This window comes from Lysobacter hankyongensis (genome assembly GCF_039543145.1).
GTDB classification, from domain to species: Bacteria; Pseudomonadota; Gammaproteobacteria; order Xanthomonadales; family Xanthomonadaceae; genus Lysobacter_I; species Lysobacter_I hankyongensis.
On sequence record NZ_BAABJE010000001.1, the window covers coordinates 671,623 to 686,957 of the forward strand.

15 protein-coding genes are annotated in these 15,335 nt (G+C 65.8%); 8 read left to right on the forward strand and 7 right to left on the reverse strand.

What is annotated here, in order from left to right:
* Positions 1-12: 12 nt before the first annotated feature.
* Positions 13-2,859 carry an SUMF1/EgtB/PvdO family nonheme iron enzyme gene (locus tag ABD974_RS03070; RefSeq protein ID WP_345301781.1) on the reverse strand — a complete coding sequence of 949 codons (2,847 nt, stop codon included), beginning with the start codon at positions 2,857-2,859 and terminating at the stop codon, positions 13-15.
* A gap of 6 nt (positions 2,860-2,865) precedes the next feature.
* Positions 2,866-3,657, reverse strand: a complete 792-nt coding sequence (locus ABD974_RS03075) for a DUF4062 domain-containing protein (RefSeq protein WP_345301782.1) — start codon at positions 3,655-3,657, stop codon at positions 2,866-2,868.
* 239 nt (positions 3,658-3,896) lie between these two features.
* Here ABD974_RS03075 and lptD point away from each other — a divergent pair, with 239 nt between their 5' ends.
* Genes lptD through ABD974_RS03115 form a run of 8 tightly spaced genes read left to right on the forward strand, consistent with a single transcriptional unit; the run spans position 3,897 to position 11,696 of the window.
* Positions 3,897-6,260 carry an LPS assembly protein LptD gene (gene lptD / locus ABD974_RS03080; protein WP_345301783.1) on the forward strand — a complete coding sequence of 788 codons (2,364 nt, stop codon included), beginning with the start codon at positions 3,897-3,899 and terminating at the stop codon, positions 6,258-6,260.
* A complete protein-coding gene (locus ABD974_RS03085) occupies positions 6,257-7,567 on the forward strand; it encodes a peptidylprolyl isomerase (protein WP_345301784.1) in 1,311 nt (436 codons plus the stop codon). The genes lptD and ABD974_RS03085 overlap by 4 nt, the downstream gene beginning before the upstream one ends.
* Positions 7,568-7,571: 4 nt before the next feature.
* On the forward strand, positions 7,572-8,567 hold the full coding sequence (gene pdxA / locus ABD974_RS03090; RefSeq protein ID WP_345301785.1) for a 4-hydroxythreonine-4-phosphate dehydrogenase PdxA: 996 nt from the start codon (positions 7,572-7,574) through the stop codon (positions 8,565-8,567).
* The gene (locus ABD974_RS03095; protein ID WP_345301786.1) at positions 8,564-8,914 is read left to right on the forward strand and encodes a tRNA-binding protein; all 351 of its coding nucleotides are present in this window, start codon (positions 8,564-8,566) and stop codon (positions 8,912-8,914) included. The genes pdxA and ABD974_RS03095 overlap by 4 nt, the downstream gene beginning before the upstream one ends.
* Before the next feature lie 27 nt (positions 8,915-8,941).
* Positions 8,942-9,748 (forward strand): 16S rRNA (adenine(1518)-N(6)/adenine(1519)-N(6))-dimethyltransferase RsmA, encoded by an 807-nt coding sequence (rsmA, locus tag ABD974_RS03100; RefSeq protein WP_345301787.1) that lies wholly within the window; start codon positions 8,942-8,944, stop codon positions 9,746-9,748.
* A 54-nt stretch (positions 9,749-9,802) separates the two neighbouring features.
* Positions 9,803-10,186: a Co2+/Mg2+ efflux protein ApaG gene (apaG, locus tag ABD974_RS03105; RefSeq protein ID WP_345301788.1), complete on the forward strand. Its 384-nt coding sequence runs from the start codon at positions 9,803-9,805 to the stop codon at positions 10,184-10,186.
* Entirely contained in the window at positions 10,186-11,028 is an 843-nt protein-coding gene (locus ABD974_RS03110; protein WP_345301789.1) for a symmetrical bis(5'-nucleosyl)-tetraphosphatase, read from the forward strand. The genes apaG and ABD974_RS03110 overlap by 1 nt, the downstream gene beginning before the upstream one ends.
* Positions 11,028-11,696, forward strand: coding sequence for a DUF1287 domain-containing protein (locus ABD974_RS03115; protein WP_345301790.1), 669 nt, complete (start codon positions 11,028-11,030; stop codon positions 11,694-11,696). The genes ABD974_RS03110 and ABD974_RS03115 overlap by 1 nt, the downstream gene beginning before the upstream one ends.
* 114 nt (positions 11,697-11,810) lie before the next feature.
* Here the strand turns inward: ABD974_RS03115 and ABD974_RS03120 are convergent, their stop codons facing one another.
* From ABD974_RS03120 to ABD974_RS03140, 5 genes are all read right to left on the reverse strand, one after another.
* Positions 11,811-12,299, reverse strand: a complete 489-nt coding sequence (locus ABD974_RS03120; protein WP_425562626.1) for a dihydrofolate reductase — start codon at positions 12,297-12,299, stop codon at positions 11,811-11,813.
* A gap of 8 nt (positions 12,300-12,307) precedes the next feature.
* Positions 12,308-13,102, reverse strand: coding sequence for a thymidylate synthase (locus tag ABD974_RS03125; RefSeq protein ID WP_345301792.1), 795 nt, complete (start codon positions 13,100-13,102; stop codon positions 12,308-12,310).
* Positions 13,102-13,983 carry a prolipoprotein diacylglyceryl transferase gene (gene lgt / locus ABD974_RS03130; protein ID WP_345301793.1) on the reverse strand — a complete coding sequence of 294 codons (882 nt, stop codon included), beginning with the start codon at positions 13,981-13,983 and terminating at the stop codon, positions 13,102-13,104. The genes ABD974_RS03125 and lgt overlap by 1 nt, the downstream gene beginning before the upstream one ends.
* A gap of 150 nt (positions 13,984-14,133) precedes the next feature.
* Entirely contained in the window at positions 14,134-14,493 is a 360-nt protein-coding gene (locus ABD974_RS03135) for a hypothetical protein (protein WP_345301794.1), read from the reverse strand.
* A 96-nt stretch (positions 14,494-14,589) separates the two neighbouring features.
* Positions 14,590-15,321 carry a TerC family protein gene (locus ABD974_RS03140; RefSeq protein ID WP_345301795.1) on the reverse strand — a complete coding sequence of 244 codons (732 nt, stop codon included), beginning with the start codon at positions 15,319-15,321 and terminating at the stop codon, positions 14,590-14,592.
* Between the last annotated feature and the right edge of the window lie 14 nt (positions 15,322-15,335).

The window sequence follows — 15,335 nt, forward strand, 5'->3', positions numbered from 1 at the left end:
ACGCTACCGGGGTTAAAGCATTTCCTGTCCTTTGTCTTTCAGCTTATCAAGCGCGGGCAGAGTGCGACGCAACACGATGCGGAACCCGGCCCCACGTCGATACTGAGGCGGAAGCCGATATCGAGAAGAACACCTCGCTATCGCCCTGCCATAGCTCCATGATCCCCCACGAAGAACTCTGCGCGAATTCGAATCATGGCGAGCAGCAACATAAACAGATCCCGGATATTTTCCATAGATACTTCTCGTCCACTCCCAAAAACCACCAATCATATCAAACAATCCAAGTTCATTTGAAGGAAACAACCCGACCACAAAAGGCTCTCCTACACCGCACCCATCGCGGCGAACACGATCGTAATCAACATGATTTCCCCAAGGAAAGAGCGCTCTGGCCCGTCCGCCAAAACAAGCCCGCTCCCACTCGATCTCACTTGGAAGGTCAAAAATCCACGCGCCGCTCTTGATTAACTCTAAAACCTCATTATCAATAGGAAATTCTAATTTCAATGCCTTATTGGAAATCCATTTTATGTACTCGACAGATTCAAACCAATTAACACCCGTCATCGGGCTCGACTGAAGCCCATACAAAGAATCAATGTCCCCAGAAAAAATACCCGTTTCTTCAAAAAATAAACGAAACTGACCAGCCGTAACAGGGTATTTTGAAATCCAAAAATCACCCACAGGAGTCACAACATCGTTGACTTCATCCTTGGGTACTTTTATGTCGAAATTTTCTTCGACAGCTCTGACATCACCAGATCTCGTTCCGACATAAAATGAACTATCTGAGGCAACCATTATCAGCCCAAGACGCCCATCTTCTGGGAAATAAAAATTTTCGGGATTAAATCGAATGTCCCCAAGATCGTTCAAAATTTCTCCCATCTTTGCTCGTTGGCTGATTGGCAGACCACCTTCATCGGGGTGCACCGGCAACGCGGCAGCCAACCAGTGGCGGACCCGGCGCAAGACCGCAGCAGGTTTTCCGGTATTGCTTTGCAAGGCACTGGCATTCTGCTCGCGCAGCATCAAGCCAGCCATCGCGGCACATTTCCATTGCACTGCGGAGATCGGCTTGCCCGCAGCGCGATGATCCTCGATCCGCTCGCCACCAATCAATTCATCCGCGGCATTCGCGGCGCGAGGCAGACCGGCAATACGCCCTGCCAAGGGGAGAACCTGCGCCCAATGGTCGGGATCGGCACGCGCAAGCCGCAGGCATTCGCCATCGAAATCGTCGCTCTCGGTCAGATGACACGCCGCCAGATACTCGCGGAAGGTGCGATGCGGGAATGAGAAACGACGCTCACCAACGCGCAGGCCCAGGCTCAGCAACAGGCCGGTGCGGTGCTCGATGTATTCCACCACCGCCTCGGCCTTGTCCAGGCTCTGCTGCAACAGCGGGCGGAACGCCTGCAGCAGCGCGTTCTCGCCGATGTCGAGGTCGCCCTCGCCTTCGGTTTCGTCCATGCTGGATGCATGCACATCGAATGCGAGCTGCTGCAGCACCCTGCGCACTTCCGACAGATCGAGATCAGGCACGCCAACGGCATCGCAGAGTGCGCGCTCACTGCCGCTTTTCCTGTTCCACCGCTGCAGCAGCAGCTTGACCGACTCATCGTACAGCTCGGCGCGGTTGCCCGGCACATGACCCTGCTCGTAATGCAGGACAGCCATCAATGTGAGCAACAGCGGGTTGGGCGTAAGCGCTCTCAAGGCCGGGCGCGCACAGGCGACCAGCAGATCGGCGCATTTGCGCTCGGCATCGATGGGCAGGCACCAGCGACGCTGAGGCAGCACTTCGTACCAGCGCCGGATGAAATCTTCGATCTGATCGTCATCGAAATCCGCCAGCAGATACACACCGCGCGACGGATCTTGGCCGCCGGGAAATGCATAAGGACGAGCCGTCAGTACGAAGCGGCTGCGTTCGCCGCAACTGCGCATGAAACCATCGACAGCGGCCTGTACCCGTGCGCGGCGTGCGTCGCCACCGCATTCATCCAGGCCATCGAAAACCACCAGCGCGCCGTGGCGGACGACAAAACGCTGCAGGAATCCGATTTGACCCGCCTGCATCACCACGCCATTGTCCCTGAGCCGACGGCCGATGAAATCCCACACATCTCCCGCACAGGCGGGCGCATCGCCGGCGGGCAACTGGTCGGCGAATTCGCGCAGCACCACGCGGATCGGGAACAGGGCACCGGCTGGCCAGCGTTCGCCCAAATGCGCGAGTGCCGACTTGTCTTCGCTAAGCGCTTCGACCAACGCCAACAGCATTCGCGCACCAAAGCTGGTCTTGCCGCTACCGGGCTTTCCCAGCAAGGTCAATACCTTGTGTTCGGCGAGCGCTTCCAGGACCGAGACCGGTCGGTATTCCTTGTCTCGAACCGCATGCCCCTGTCGATCGATCAGAGTCCTGTCGCTCAATTGCACGGGCAACGTCAGCCATTCGTGCAGGTCGTATCCCGCATTGATGCGCAGTGTCGTATTCAGCGGCACGTACACATCACGCAGCTGCAATGCCTCACGCTGGCCATGGTCCCGGCCGTCGATTTCGCCCAGATGCAACGTCGACAGTTCCGTCGTCAAAAGCTGCAGGTACGCCCCAACGACGTGTTCGGCGTCTGCCTGACTTTCACCCGACTGCACGATGTGGGTGACGCTGGCGACGTAATCGCGACCAATGAAATGCCCATTCGCCACACGAACACCGCCGCCGATCGCGGCGCCGCCATCGGTCTTGATCCGCGTTGACTGCTCGGGATCGGCCTGCGCTGCCTGCAGCGCCTCCAACTCCGCGATCCGACGTTTGAGGGCTTCGATTTCGTCCTTGGGATCGGTCATGGCAGCTCAAGCACCCTTCTGATCGCGACCGATGACATTGCCGCCCGTCACATTGACGTCGCCGCCGACGTACGCACCACCACCGGTATCGACAAGCGTCTGCCGGTCGATGATCGTCTGATGGCCGGTATTGTTGTTGCCCGAACTGTTGTCGCCGATCACCATTCCACCCCGGCCGACGGCAGTCGCGCCATGGCCCGTCGCGACTACCGTATCCCGCCCCGCATTCACCGTGATGGAGATGTGCGTCAATGCCGGCAGTGGCGCACCCGGCGGCAGCGCTCCGCCCGGCGGTGCGAAATCGATCACGTGTTCTTTCGCCAGTCGATGCAACTGCTGCAGGAAATGCAGTTGCAGGCCCTTGCGGCTCGGGTACTCGGTCTTGAAGTGCTCCAGCCCTTTCAGTCGCCCTTCGAACTCGGCAACACTCTGAGCGTCTTCGTCGCTAGGCGGTTTTTTCGGTGCGAGCGTCTTGTGGTAGGTGTAGATCAGCGGCCTGCCGGTCTTGCGGAACTGGGCGAGCGCGACTTCGAATTCTTCGCGCGTGTACTTGCCGACCTTGCTCTGATACAGCATCACGAAGATATCGCAATCGCGGATGGCCTGGTTGTACTCGTCCTGCAGGCGCGTCGGCGACATGGCGTCGAGGAAATGTTCCCAGCCCACCACCTGCAGGAAGGCGCCCTGTTCGTGCCAGGCGTTGTTCTGCTCCATGATCAGCTCGCGGAAGGCGGCCCGGTCCTTGCGCAACTGCCACGAAGAGGCGATGAAAATCCTGGTATTGGTCTTACCCCGCATCACCCACCCCCTGTGGTTCCCTGTGATGGCAGCAGTGTAGCGACGATGAATGGACCGGGGCGATGCGACCCGAATCACTGCCGACGGCCGGTCGGCAAGCGGGCCTTGGCGCCTTGGCGAGCCAAGGGCCATGGAAAACCAACGCTCGGGGCTGAAGCCTCTCCTACGGGGCCCCGCCGCGTTGCCCCCCCGGGGCGGATGCGTCAAGCTAACCGGATATGTCCAGACCCCGGTCCAACGTGCGCAAGACTCTCCGACTGCTGCCGCTGCCTTTCTGCATCGCCCTCTCGCTGTCCGCGCATGCCGCCGACGACCGTCCCGAAGACTGGGCGCTGTGCCCGATCGAGGATGCGGTGCCGATGTTCGCGGAGGAACTGCCCGCGCAGGACGGCGCGACGGTGACGCCGGCGGGCGTCGATCCGACCACCCAGGCCACCGACATCGACGGCGACAGCCTCGACGGCACCGAGGGCCAGGTCATGAACCTCAGCGGCAACGTCCTGCTGCGGCGCGGCGATCAGGTGCTGGCCACCGACCGCCTGAGCTACGACCAGGACAACGAGACCTACACCGCCGAAGGCAGCGTGCGCTACCGGGACCGCGGCATGCGACTGATCGCGGCCCGGGCCAAGGGCGACCAGGCCAAGGACATCCACGAACTGGAAGACATCCAGTACCAGCTGGTCCGCCGGCGCGGCAACGGCGGCGCCAAGCGGATCACGATGCATGGCAGCGAGGGCTCGCTGTACGGCTCGACGTATTCCACCTGCCCGCCCGACGCCCGGCGCTGGGAATTGCGCGCGCAGCAGATCGACGTCGATACCGAAAAAGGCATGGGCACCGCGCGCAACGCGACCCTGCGCGTGGGCAAGATCCCGGTGCTCTATCTGCCGTGGTTCCGATTCCCGATCGACGACCGCCGCCGCACCGGCCTGCTGTATCCGGCGATTTCCTCCTCCGGCCGCAACGGCTTCGACTGGCGCCAGCCGATCTACCTGAATCTCGCGCCGAACTACGACGCCACCATCACCCCGCGACTGATGACCCAGCGCGGCCTGCAGGTGGGCGGCGAATTCCGCTATCTCACCGAAAGCAGCCGCGGCGTGATCGACGGCGCGTTCCTGCCGTCGGACAACCTGACCGACCGCGAGCGCGACGAGGAAATCGCCGAAGGCGTGCCGCTGGACAACCGGCGCAAGTCGGACCGCGGCTTCCTGCGTTTCGTCGGCAGCCAGGACCTGGGGCCGCGCTGGCAGGCGCGGGCCAACATGGCCTGGATCAGCGACCCGCGCTATCTCGACGACGCCAGCAACAATCTGAACAGCGGCGCCAACTCCTTCGTCACCAGCGACATCGGCCTGTACGGCCGCGGCCGCGACTGGGAGGCCACGTTCATGGCCGATCACTGGCAGTTGGCCGACTACACCCTGCGCGACACCAACCTGCCCTACAACCGCCTGCCGCGCCTCGCGGCGCGCTGGGAAAAGCGGGTCGCGCCGATGTTCGCCGTGGGCATCGACGCGGAGGCCGTGCGCTTCGACCACGAGACCTTCGCGGGCGGCAGCCGCCTCGACCTCCGGCCCTACGTCAGCATGCCGCTGGAAGGCGCGAGCTGGTTCCTCAAGCCGACCCTGGCCTGGCGCTACACCGGCTACAACCTCGAAGACGACCCGGCCCTGCCCGGCCGCGACGACCGCCCGAGCCGCAGCGTCCCGATCGGGACGCTGGACGCCGGGTTGTATTTCGACCGGCACACGCGCTGGAAGGACGGCGACTATCTGCACACGCTGGAACCGCGCATCTTCTATTTCCACGCGCCGTACCGCGACCAGAGCGGCATTCCGCTGTTCGACACCCGGCCGCTGACCTACAGCTGGGGCCAGTTGTTCCGCGACAACCGCTATTCCGGCGCCGACCGCCAGGCCGATGGCAACCAGCTGACCCTGGCGGTCTCCACCCGCCTGATCCGCGAAGCCGACGGCCGCGAGAAGCTGTCCGCCAGCTTCGGCCAGATCCGCTATTTCGAGGACTCGCGGGTCACGGTGCCCGGCGAAAATCCGATCGAACAGGGCAAGTCGGCCTGGATCGTCGACGCGAACTACGCGCCCAACGATCGCTGGGCCATCGGCGCGTCCTACCAGTGGGACCCGAAGGAAGGCCGCCGCGATCTGGCCAGCCTGCGCACGCGATACCTGATCGGCGAGGACGGCATCGTCAATCTGAGCTACCGCTACCGCCGCGACCTGCTGGAGCAGGCCGACCTGTCGTTCCTGTATCCGATCAATCCGAACTGGAGTCTGGTCGGTCGCTACTACTACTCGCTGCGCGACGACAAGCTGCTGGAAGGCATCGCCGGCGTGCAATGGGAGAGCTGCTGCATCGCGGTGCGGCTGGTGGGCCGGCGCTACCTGCGCAACCGCGACGGCGACCTCAACAACGCCATTCAGCTGGAGATCGAACTCAAGGGTCTAGGCTCCGCAGGACCCGACACGGAGGGCCGTCTGCGCCGTGCTATCCTCGGCTACTACCGCGAGGATTTGTCCCTCGTTCCGCCGCCCCAGTCGCGCGGCGGCGATCTTCCCTCTTCAGATTCCGTCCCATGATCCGAACGCTCCGCGCTCTCCTCGCTGCCGCCGTCCTGGCCGGCAGTCTCAACGCCTTCGCCCAACAGCCGCTGGACCGGATCGCCGCGGTCGTGGACGAAGACATCATCCTGCAGAGCGAACTGGATCGCGCCGTCGCCAACATCCGCGGCCAGTACGCCGGCCGCGAGGCCCAGCTGCCGCCGGCCGACGTGCTGCAGCGGCAGGTGCTGGAACGCCTCATCCTGATCCGCCTGCAGGCCGCCCGCGCCGCCTCCACCGGCATGCGCATCAGCGACGAAGAAGTCGACACGGCCGTCGGCAACATCGCGCGCCAGAACAACCTCAGCGTCGACCAGCTGCGCCAGCAGCTGGCGAAGGACGGCCTGAGCTTCGGCGATTTCCGCAGTTCGCTGCGCGACGAAATCGTGGTCCAGCGCCTTCGCCAGCGCTTCGCTCAGCGCATCAGCGTGAGCGAGCCCGAAATCGACGCCGCGCTCGCGGCCCAGGCCGGCGGCAACACCCAGTACCGGCTCGCGCACATCCTCGTCGGCCTGCCCGAAGGCGCCACCGCCGAGCAGATCGCCACCGGCCAGCGCAAGATCGAAGGCATCAAGGGCCTGCTGGAACGCGGCGAGATGGAATTCAGCGCCGCCGCCGTGCGCTATTCCGACAGTCCCAACGCGCTCGAAGGCGGCGACCTCGGCTGGCGCGCCCTCGATCAGATTCCGACCAGCTTCGCCGGCACGATCCGCGGCATGCAGACCGGCCAGATCATCGGCCCGATCCGCGGCCCCAGCGGTTTCCAGCTGATCAAGCTGGAAGAGACCCGCAACGTCGGCGCCGGCGGCGACGGCCAGAAGGTTACCCAGTTCCAGGCCCGCCACATCCTGATCCGCGTGCAGGAAGGCGATGCCGATGCGCCCGCCAAGGCCAAGCTCGAAACCCTGCGCGCCCGCGTCGTCGGCGGTGCCGATTTCGCCCAGTTGGCGACCGAGAATTCGCAGGACAACATCAGCAAGGCCCGCGGCGGCGATCTCGGCTGGTTCGCGAAGGACGACTTCGGCCCCGATTTCGGCGCCCAGGTCGCGCTGCTGAGCGACGGCCAGGTCTCGCCGCCCTTCAAGACCCAGGCGGGCTGGCACATCGTCCAGCGCGTCGGCACCCGCGAGGCCGATGTCGGCACCGAGAGCCGCCGCAACCAGGTGCGCGAGAGCATCGGCCAGCGCAAGCTGGAAGACGAGTGGAACCGCTTCCTGCGCGAAATGCGCGGCGAAGCCTTCATCGACATCCGGGTCGGCGCCGCCCCGGCCGCCAGCGCCGGCTGACGCCATGACCCGACGCCCCCGTCTCGCGCTGGTTCCGGGCGAGCCGGCCGGCATAGGTCCCGAACTCGTGGTGCGTGCGGCCCAGCGCGACTGGGACGCGCAGCTGATCTGCTACGGCGACCGCGACACCCTGCTGCGCGCCGCCGACGCCATCGGCCTGCCGCTGCGGCTGATCTCTCCGAACGACCCGTCCGCCGCCGGCCCCGGCCGGCTGGCGCACGTCGAAATCCCGAACCGCGATCGCGCCGCCTTCGGCCAACCCGAGCCGCGCAATGCGCGGACCACGATCGCCGCGCTCGAAGTCGCCGCGAACGCTTGCCTGGAGGGTCTTTGCGACGGTCTGGTCACCGGCCCGGTGCACAAGGCGGCGATCAACGACGGCGGCATTCCCTACACCGGCACCACCGAACTGCTGGCCACGCAGGCCGGCCGCGTGGTGGTGATGATGCTCGCCAACGACATCGTCCGGGTCGCGCTCGCCACCACCCATCTGCCGCTGCGCGCGGTGCCCGACGCGATCACGGCCGCGGGCCTCGAATGCACCCTGCGCATCGTCCGCGACGCGCTGCGCGACGACTTCGGCATCGCCGCACCGCGGATCGCCGTGCTCGGGCTCAACCCCCACGCGGGCGAAGACGGCCATCTCGGCCGCGAAGAACTCGACATCGTCATCCCGCTGCTCGATCGCCTGCGCGACGAAGGCTGGACGCTGATCGGCCCGCTGCCCGCGGACACCGCTTTCCTGCCGGCGAAGTTGCCGGGGTTCGACGCGGTGCTGGCGATGTATCACGACCAGGGCCTGCCGGTGCTGAAATACAGCGGTTTCGAGCGCGCCGTGAACCTCACGCTCGGCCTGCCCTATCCGCGGGTCGCGGTCGACCATGGCACCGCGCTCGAGCTCGCCGGTCGCGGCATCGCCGATCCGTCCAGCCTGTTCGCCGCGATCGAGACCTGCACCCGGCTGGCGCGCGCCCGCATCGCGCGCACGGCGGCCGCATGAGCGCCGCACCCGCCGTCATCGACTGGAACGATTTCATGAAAGTCGAACTGCGAGTCGGGCGCGTGCTGTCCGCGGAAACCTTCGCGCAGGCGCGCAAACCTGCGTACATCCTGCACGTCGACTTCGGCCCGGAGATCGGCATGCGCAAGTCCAGCGCCCAGATCACCGCGCATTACCGGCCCGAGGATCTGGTCGGCCGGCAGGTGGTCGCGGTGGTGAATTTCCCGCCGAAGCAGATCGGCCCGCTGATGTCGGAATGTCTGGTCACAGGCTTCCACGACGCCGACGGTGCGGTCGTCCTGTGCGCGCCCGAACGCGAGGTGCCGCTCGGCACACGACTGCTGTGAACGCCTTTTCCCAATGAGCATTGGCCGATGACCCTTGGATTCCGCGAGCCCGCGAAAAAATCGCTGGGCCAGCACTTCCTGCACGAACGCGGCGTCATCGACAAGATGCTGCTGGCGATCTCGCCCAAGCCGGGCGACCGTTTCGTCGAGATCGGCCCCGGCCAGGGCGCGCTGACCTTTCCGCTGCTGGACCGCCACGGTGCACTGACCGCGATCGAGTTCGACCGCGACCTGCTCGAACCGCTCACTGCCGCGTCGAAGCCGCACGGCGCGCTGACGCTGATCCACTCCGACGTGATGAACGTCGATTTCACGGCGCTGGCCGCGGGCGAGCCCTTCCGTCTGGTCGGCAATCTGCCCTACAACCTCTCCTCGCCGATCCTGTTCCATGCGCTGGACCACGCCGCATCGATCCGCGACATGCATTTCATGCTGCAGAAGGAAGTGGTCGACCGCATGGCCGCCGCACCGGGCAGCAAGGTCTACGGTCGGCTGAGCGTGATGCTGCAGGCATACTGCATGGTGACCTCGCTGTTCAAGGTGCCGCCGGGTGCGTTCCGGCCGCCGCCGAAGGTCGATTCGGCCGTGGTGCGGCTGGTGCCGCGGCCGCCGGAACAGGTCGGCATCGACGATCCGCGGCGATTCGCCGATGTCGTGCGGGCCGCCTTCGGCCAGCGCCGCAAGACCCTGCGCAACGCCCTCGGCGGCGTCTGCGACGCGGACCGGATCCTCGCCGCGGGCATCGACCCGCAAACCCGCGCCGAACAACTCGAGGTCGCGGACTTCGTGCGCCTGGCCAACCTCGCCCCCGCGCCGCCGGTGGACAGCGACTGAGAATCGTCCGCGAATGGCGTCCGCAAACGACGCGATAGCCACTAAACTTGCGTCATGCCTGACGCACCGGACCACGCCATCGCGATCGATATCGCGACCCGCTATCTCGACGAGCAATCCAAGCCCGACGAGGAGCTGTACTACTTCGCCTACACCATCGGCATCCGCAATACCGGCACCCGTGCCGCGCAGCTGATCAGCCGGCGCTGGCTGATCGTCGACGCCATCGGTTTCCCGCGCGAGGTCGTCGGCGAGGGCGTGGTCGGCGAACAGCCGCGGCTGCGTCCCGGCGAACGGTTCGAGTACACCTCCAGCACGTTCTTCAAGACGCCCTTCGGCACGATGGAAGGCGCGTACACGATGCGCGAGGACGACGGCACCCTGTTCGAGGCGCCGATCCCGCAGTTCGTGCTCTGCATCCCGCGGATGCTGCACTGATGGCGATCTGGGCGATCGGCGATCTGCAGGGCTGTTACGGCCCGACCCAACGCCTGCTGGAGAAGATCCGCTTCGATCCCGCGCAGGACCGGATCTGGTTCTGCGGCGATCTGGTCAACCGCGGCGGCGAATCGCTGGAAACGCTGCGCCTCGTGCATTCGCTGCGCGACCACTGCACGGTGGTGCTGGGCAATCACGATCTGTCGCTGCTGGCGATCTCCGAGCGCACGCCGGACGACCAGCGCAAGGTCAATCCGGACCTGCAGCGGATCCTGTTCGCACAGGATCGCGACACCCTGATCGGCTGGCTGCGCGAGCGTCCGCTGCTGCACACCGATCGCGACCTCGGCTGGATGATGGTGCATGCCGGTCTCGCGCCGAAATGGACCATCGCCCACGCCGAGCGGCACGCGCGCGAAGTCGAACGACGACTGCAGGGCGACGGCCGCCGCAAGCTGCTGCGCAACATGTACGGCGATTTCCCGGCGTGGTCGCCGGCGCTGCGCGGCGTGGAGCGCGAGCGCGCGATCATCAACATCTTCACCCGGCTGCGCTACTGCTCGCCGCGCGGACGCATCGCCTTCAACGAAAAAGGCAGTCCCGGCACGCAGGCGCCGGGGCTGTATCCGTGGTACGAAGTGCCGGGCCGGGTCGAGCGCGAACTGAAGATCGTCTGCGGCCACTGGTCGACGCTGAACCTGTTCATCGGCCACGGCGTGCACGCGATCGACACCGGCGCGGTCTGGGGCGGAAAACTCACCGCGCTGCAGTTGGACACCGACGAACTCCGCATCGTGCAGGTCCCGGGACGCGAGGTCGCGACGCCGGGAGAGCAGGACTGATGCGCCGCATCGCGACCCGCGGCATCCGGGTGGTCGCGACCGGAATCGCAACCCTGATCGCAAGCCTGGTCGCGCTCGCGTCCTGCACGGATTCGAATGCCGGCACCGCGCGCGCACTCGCCGCCGCGCCGCAGGCGGCACCCGCGACCTCGACGCCGCCGCTGGTGATCGCCGCACGCCGGCAGATCGGCGTGACCACGCGCTACGACCCCGCCTATGTGCGCCTGCCCTACCCGAACGGCGATGTGCCGCAGGATCGCGGCGTCTGCACCGACGTGGTGATCCGCGCGCTGCGCACCCAGGGCATCGATCTGCAGCGCAGCGTGCACGAGGACATGCGCGCGCACTTCTCCGAATACCCGCAGAAGTGGGGCCTGCGCGGCCCGGACCGCAACATCGACCACCGCCGCGTGCCGAACCTGCAGACGTGGTTCGCACGTCAGGGCTGGTCGCGAACGCCGACCCGCAACGCCGTCGACTATCGCGCCGGCGATCTCGTTACCTGGATGCTGCCCGGCAACCTGCCGCATATCGGCATTGTCGGCGACCGCACATCGCTCGCCGGCACGCCGCTGATCGTTCACAACATCGGCCGCGGCACGCGTGAGGAGAACATCCTGTTCGCGTATCCCATCACCGGGCATTACCGGCCGGTGCTGTCCCGGTAACGCGATGCGCGCGATTTGAAGGTTGGTAGAGCGGCCTTCAGGCCGCTGCTTCATGTGCTCGAATGCAAGCGGGCTGAAGCCCGCCCCACCGAGTGTGATTCAGGCGAGTGTGACTCAGGCGCGCGCGTAATCCACGAACGCGAACGCGACGGCGTGTTTCTCGTCCGCCGCATGCGCTTCGCGCGCGACCACGCGCCACTGCGCGGGATCGAATACGGGAAAGAAGGCATCGCAACCGTCGACCGCGGTCTCGACATGGGTCAGATGCATCCGCGCCGCATGCGGCAGGGTGAGCGCGTAGAGCTCGCCGCCGCCGATCACGCACAGTTCCGCCGCGCCATCGGCCTGCGCCAGAGCGATGGCCGCATCGATGGAATCCACCGCTTCCATGCCCTCGAACGGCACGCGCCCGCTGCGGGTCAGCACCAGATTGCGTCGCTTCGGCAGCGCACGCCCCAGCGACTCCGCGGTCTTCCGGCCCATCAGCACCGGCTTGCCCAGGGTCAACGCCTTGAAGCGCTTCAGATCGTCCGGCAGGTGCCACGGCAAGGCGCATTCGCGGCCGATGGCGCGATTGCGGTCGAGGGCGGCGATCAGCGTCAGCGCGACGCTCACACCGCCACCGGCGCCTTGATCGCGGGATGCGGGTCGTAGCCGTCGATGACGATGTCGTCGTAGCCGAAAGCGAACAGATCCTTCACCCCGGGATTCAGGCGCAGGGTCGGCAGGGCGCGCGGTTCGCGCGACAGTTGTTCGCGCGCCTGCTCGAAGTGGTTCGAATACAGGTGCGCGTCGCCGAGCGTGTGCACGAAGTCGCCGACGCCCAGATCGCAGACCTGCGCGACCATGTGCGTGAGCAATGCGTAGCTGGCGATGTTGAACGGCACGCCGAGGAAGATGTCGCCGCTGCGCTGGTAGAGCTGGCAGCTGAGCCTGCCGTCCGCGACGTAGAACTGGAACATCGTGTGGCAGGGCATCAGCGCCATCTTCGGCAGATCGGCCACGTTCCAGGCGCTGACGATGAGGCGACGCGAATCCGGATTGCGTTTGATCTCGTCGACGACCCAGCGGATCTGGTCGATCTCGCCGCCATCGGCGGTGGCCCAGCGTCGCCACTGCTTGCCGTAGACCGGGCCGAGTTCGCCGTCGGCGTCGGCCCATTCGTCCCAGATGCCGACCTTGTTGGCCTTGAGATAGGCGATGTTGGTCTCGCCCTTCAGGAACCACAGCAGTTCGTGCACGATCGAACGCAGATGGAGTTTCTTGGTGGTGACCAGCGGGAAGCCTTCGTTCAGATCGAAGCGCATCTGCCAGCCGAACACGCTGCGCGTGCCGGTGCCGGTGCGGTCGGCCTTCTCCGTGCCTTCGTCGAGCACGTGGTGCAGCAGATCGAGGTAGGGATGCATCAGGCGGCTCCGGCCGGCTGCGGTTGCGGCTGCAGCGTCGGCGCGCGTCGCGACAGCCACAGCAGGACCAGGCCGAGCGCGACCAGCGGCAGGCTCAACACCTGGCCCATGGTCAGCCAGTCGAAGGCGAGATAGCCGATCTGCTCGTCGGGCAGGCGCACGAATTCGACCAGAAAGCGGAAACAGCCGTACAGCAGCGCGAACAGACCCGCGACCGCATAACGCGGCCGCGGTCTGCGCGAGAACCACCACAGCACCGAAAACAACGCGATGCCTTCGAGCGACAGCTGGTAGAGCTGCGACGGATGCCGCGCGAGCGCGTCCAGCGCGCCGCTGTCGTGCAGCGCCTGCAGCGTGGAGGCGTCGAGCCCCTGCAGGCTGGGTTCCGCGTGCGGGAACACCACGCCCCAACCGCCCTCGGTGTACTTGCCCCACAGTTCGCCGTTGATGAAATTGCCCAGACGGCCGAAGCCGAGGCCCGGCGGCACCAGCGGCGCGACGAAATCGACCACGTCGAAATAGTGCATGCGGTGCTTGCGCGCCCACCACAGCGAGGCCGCGAGCACGCCCACCAGACCGCCGTGAAAACTCATCCCGCCCTGCCAGATCTTGAAGATCTGCAGCGGGTCGGCGATGTACGAGGGCAGATCGTAGATGAGGATGTAGCCGATGCGCGCGCCGAAGATCACGCCGAGCATGCTGTAGAACAACAGATCGCTGTAGGCCTGTTCGCTCACGCCGGGCAAGCGGCCGGCGCGGACACGGCTGCGGCCGAGGAACCATGCGACGGTGAAGCCGAGCAGGTACATCACGCCGTACCAGTGGACTTTCAGGGGCCCGAGTTCGAGCAGGATCGGGTCGATCCGGTGCAGAAAGGTCATCGGCGGGACGGCATCGCGAACGGAGGGCCTATTGTGCCGGAAGCGGGTGCGGCTTCGTCCGAACGGCTGCAATTCGCGGCATGCCACTGATCGCGACCGTCGAGGCCGCGGTCGGACAGGATTTCGAGCCGGACACCGGCAATCGGTCGATCAACCGCCTGCAGGCGGTGGGGGCGGCAGCGGCGGCGGCGGCGGAACCGGCGCCCCCGGCGGAAGCAGCGGCGACGGACTGCCCTTGGCAGGCATGGGCGGCGGCGGCAGGCCCTCGGGAGGCACGACCGGGCCGACCGGCTGGCCTTCGCCCGAGGCGGACTTGATGGGTGCGATGCGCGGATCCACGGCCGGTCCCGGCGTTTGCGCCGGTGGCGGAGGCACGGAGACGGGCGGAGGACCCGCCGTTTCGGCGGACGGTGTGCCGGCCGCGCCAGCCGCTTCGGCGGCATCGCGGCTGCAGGCCGCCAGCGACAGCGCGATCAGCAGCGTGGAAATCGTTGCGACGTTGGCATGCATGTCGGGTGCTCGGAAGGAAACGGGTCGGAAGGACGCTGGAGCGCGCATTGCATCATCGGGGCACCCGCGGTGCAACGGGCGTCAGGGACGCAGCGGTTATTCGGGCAACAACCGCTGACTCGCGCGCTTCTTCGCCCACAGGTTCAGGCTTTCGACCACCGCCGAAAAGCCCATCGCGAAGTAGATGTAGCCCTTGGGCACGTGCGCTTCGAAGCCTTCGGCGATCAGATAGGCGCCGACCAGCACGATGAACGCGAGCGCCAGCATCTTGACCGTCGGATTGCTGTCGATGAACTTGCCCAGCGGCGTCGCCGCCAGCAGCATCACCGCCACCGCCAGCAGGATCGCGGCCACCATCACCGGCGTCTGGTTGGCCATGCCCACCGCCGCGATCACCGAGTCCAGCGAGAACACGATATCGATGACCGCGATCTGCGCGATCACGGCCCAGAACACGTTCTTCGGCTGGGTGTTGATGTCTTCGCTTTCGTGCTCGCCCTTGACGATGTCGCGGATCTCGCCGGTGCCCTTCACCAGCAGGAACACGCCGCCGAGGATCAGCACCAGATCGCGGACCGAAATGCCCTGGCCGAAGATCGAGAACAGGTCGCTGGTCAGCCCCGCCAGCCACGCCAGCGTCAACAGCAGCGCGATGCGCGAGAGACAGGCGACCGCGATGCCGAACTTGCGCGCCCGCTCGCGCTGCGCATACGGCAGTTTGGACACGGCGATCGAGATGAACACCAGATTGTCGATCCCCAGCACGATCTCGATCGCGCTGAGGGTGATGAGGGTGATCCAGGTCTGCGGATCGGAAATCAGTTCCATCATTGCATCGTTTT

Excerpts from the sequence above, each read along its gene's own strand:
- ABD974_RS03070 (WP_345301781.1), bottom strand. The coding sequence starts at position 2,859 with ATGACCGATCCCAAGGACGAAATCGAAGCCCTCAAACGTCGGATCGCG.
- ABD974_RS03075 (WP_345301782.1), bottom strand. The coding sequence starts at position 3,657 with ATGCGGGGTAAGACCAATACCAGGATTTTCATCGCCTCTTCGTGGCAG.
- ABD974_RS03085 (WP_345301784.1), top strand. The coding sequence starts at position 6,257 with ATGATCCGAACGCTCCGCGCTCTCCTCGCTGCCGCCGTCCTGGCCGGC.
- pdxA (WP_345301785.1), top strand. The coding sequence starts at position 7,572 with ATGACCCGACGCCCCCGTCTCGCGCTGGTTCCGGGCGAGCCGGCCGGC.
- ABD974_RS03095 (WP_345301786.1), top strand. The coding sequence starts at position 8,564 with ATGAGCGCCGCACCCGCCGTCATCGACTGGAACGATTTCATGAAAGTC.
- rsmA (WP_345301787.1), top strand. The coding sequence starts at position 8,942 with ATGACCCTTGGATTCCGCGAGCCCGCGAAAAAATCGCTGGGCCAGCAC.
- apaG (WP_345301788.1), top strand. The coding sequence starts at position 9,803 with ATGCCTGACGCACCGGACCACGCCATCGCGATCGATATCGCGACCCGC.
- ABD974_RS03110 (WP_345301789.1), top strand. The coding sequence starts at position 10,186 with ATGGCGATCTGGGCGATCGGCGATCTGCAGGGCTGTTACGGCCCGACC.
- ABD974_RS03115 (WP_345301790.1), top strand. The coding sequence starts at position 11,028 with ATGCGCCGCATCGCGACCCGCGGCATCCGGGTGGTCGCGACCGGAATC.
- ABD974_RS03125 (WP_345301792.1), bottom strand. The coding sequence starts at position 13,102 with ATGCATCCCTACCTCGATCTGCTGCACCACGTGCTCGACGAAGGCACG.
- lgt (WP_345301793.1), bottom strand. The coding sequence starts at position 13,983 with ATGACCTTTCTGCACCGGATCGACCCGATCCTGCTCGAACTCGGGCCC.
- ABD974_RS03135 (WP_345301794.1), bottom strand. The coding sequence starts at position 14,493 with ATGCATGCCAACGTCGCAACGATTTCCACGCTGCTGATCGCGCTGTCG.
- ABD974_RS03140 (WP_345301795.1), bottom strand. The coding sequence starts at position 15,321 with ATGGAACTGATTTCCGATCCGCAGACCTGGATCACCCTCATCACCCTC.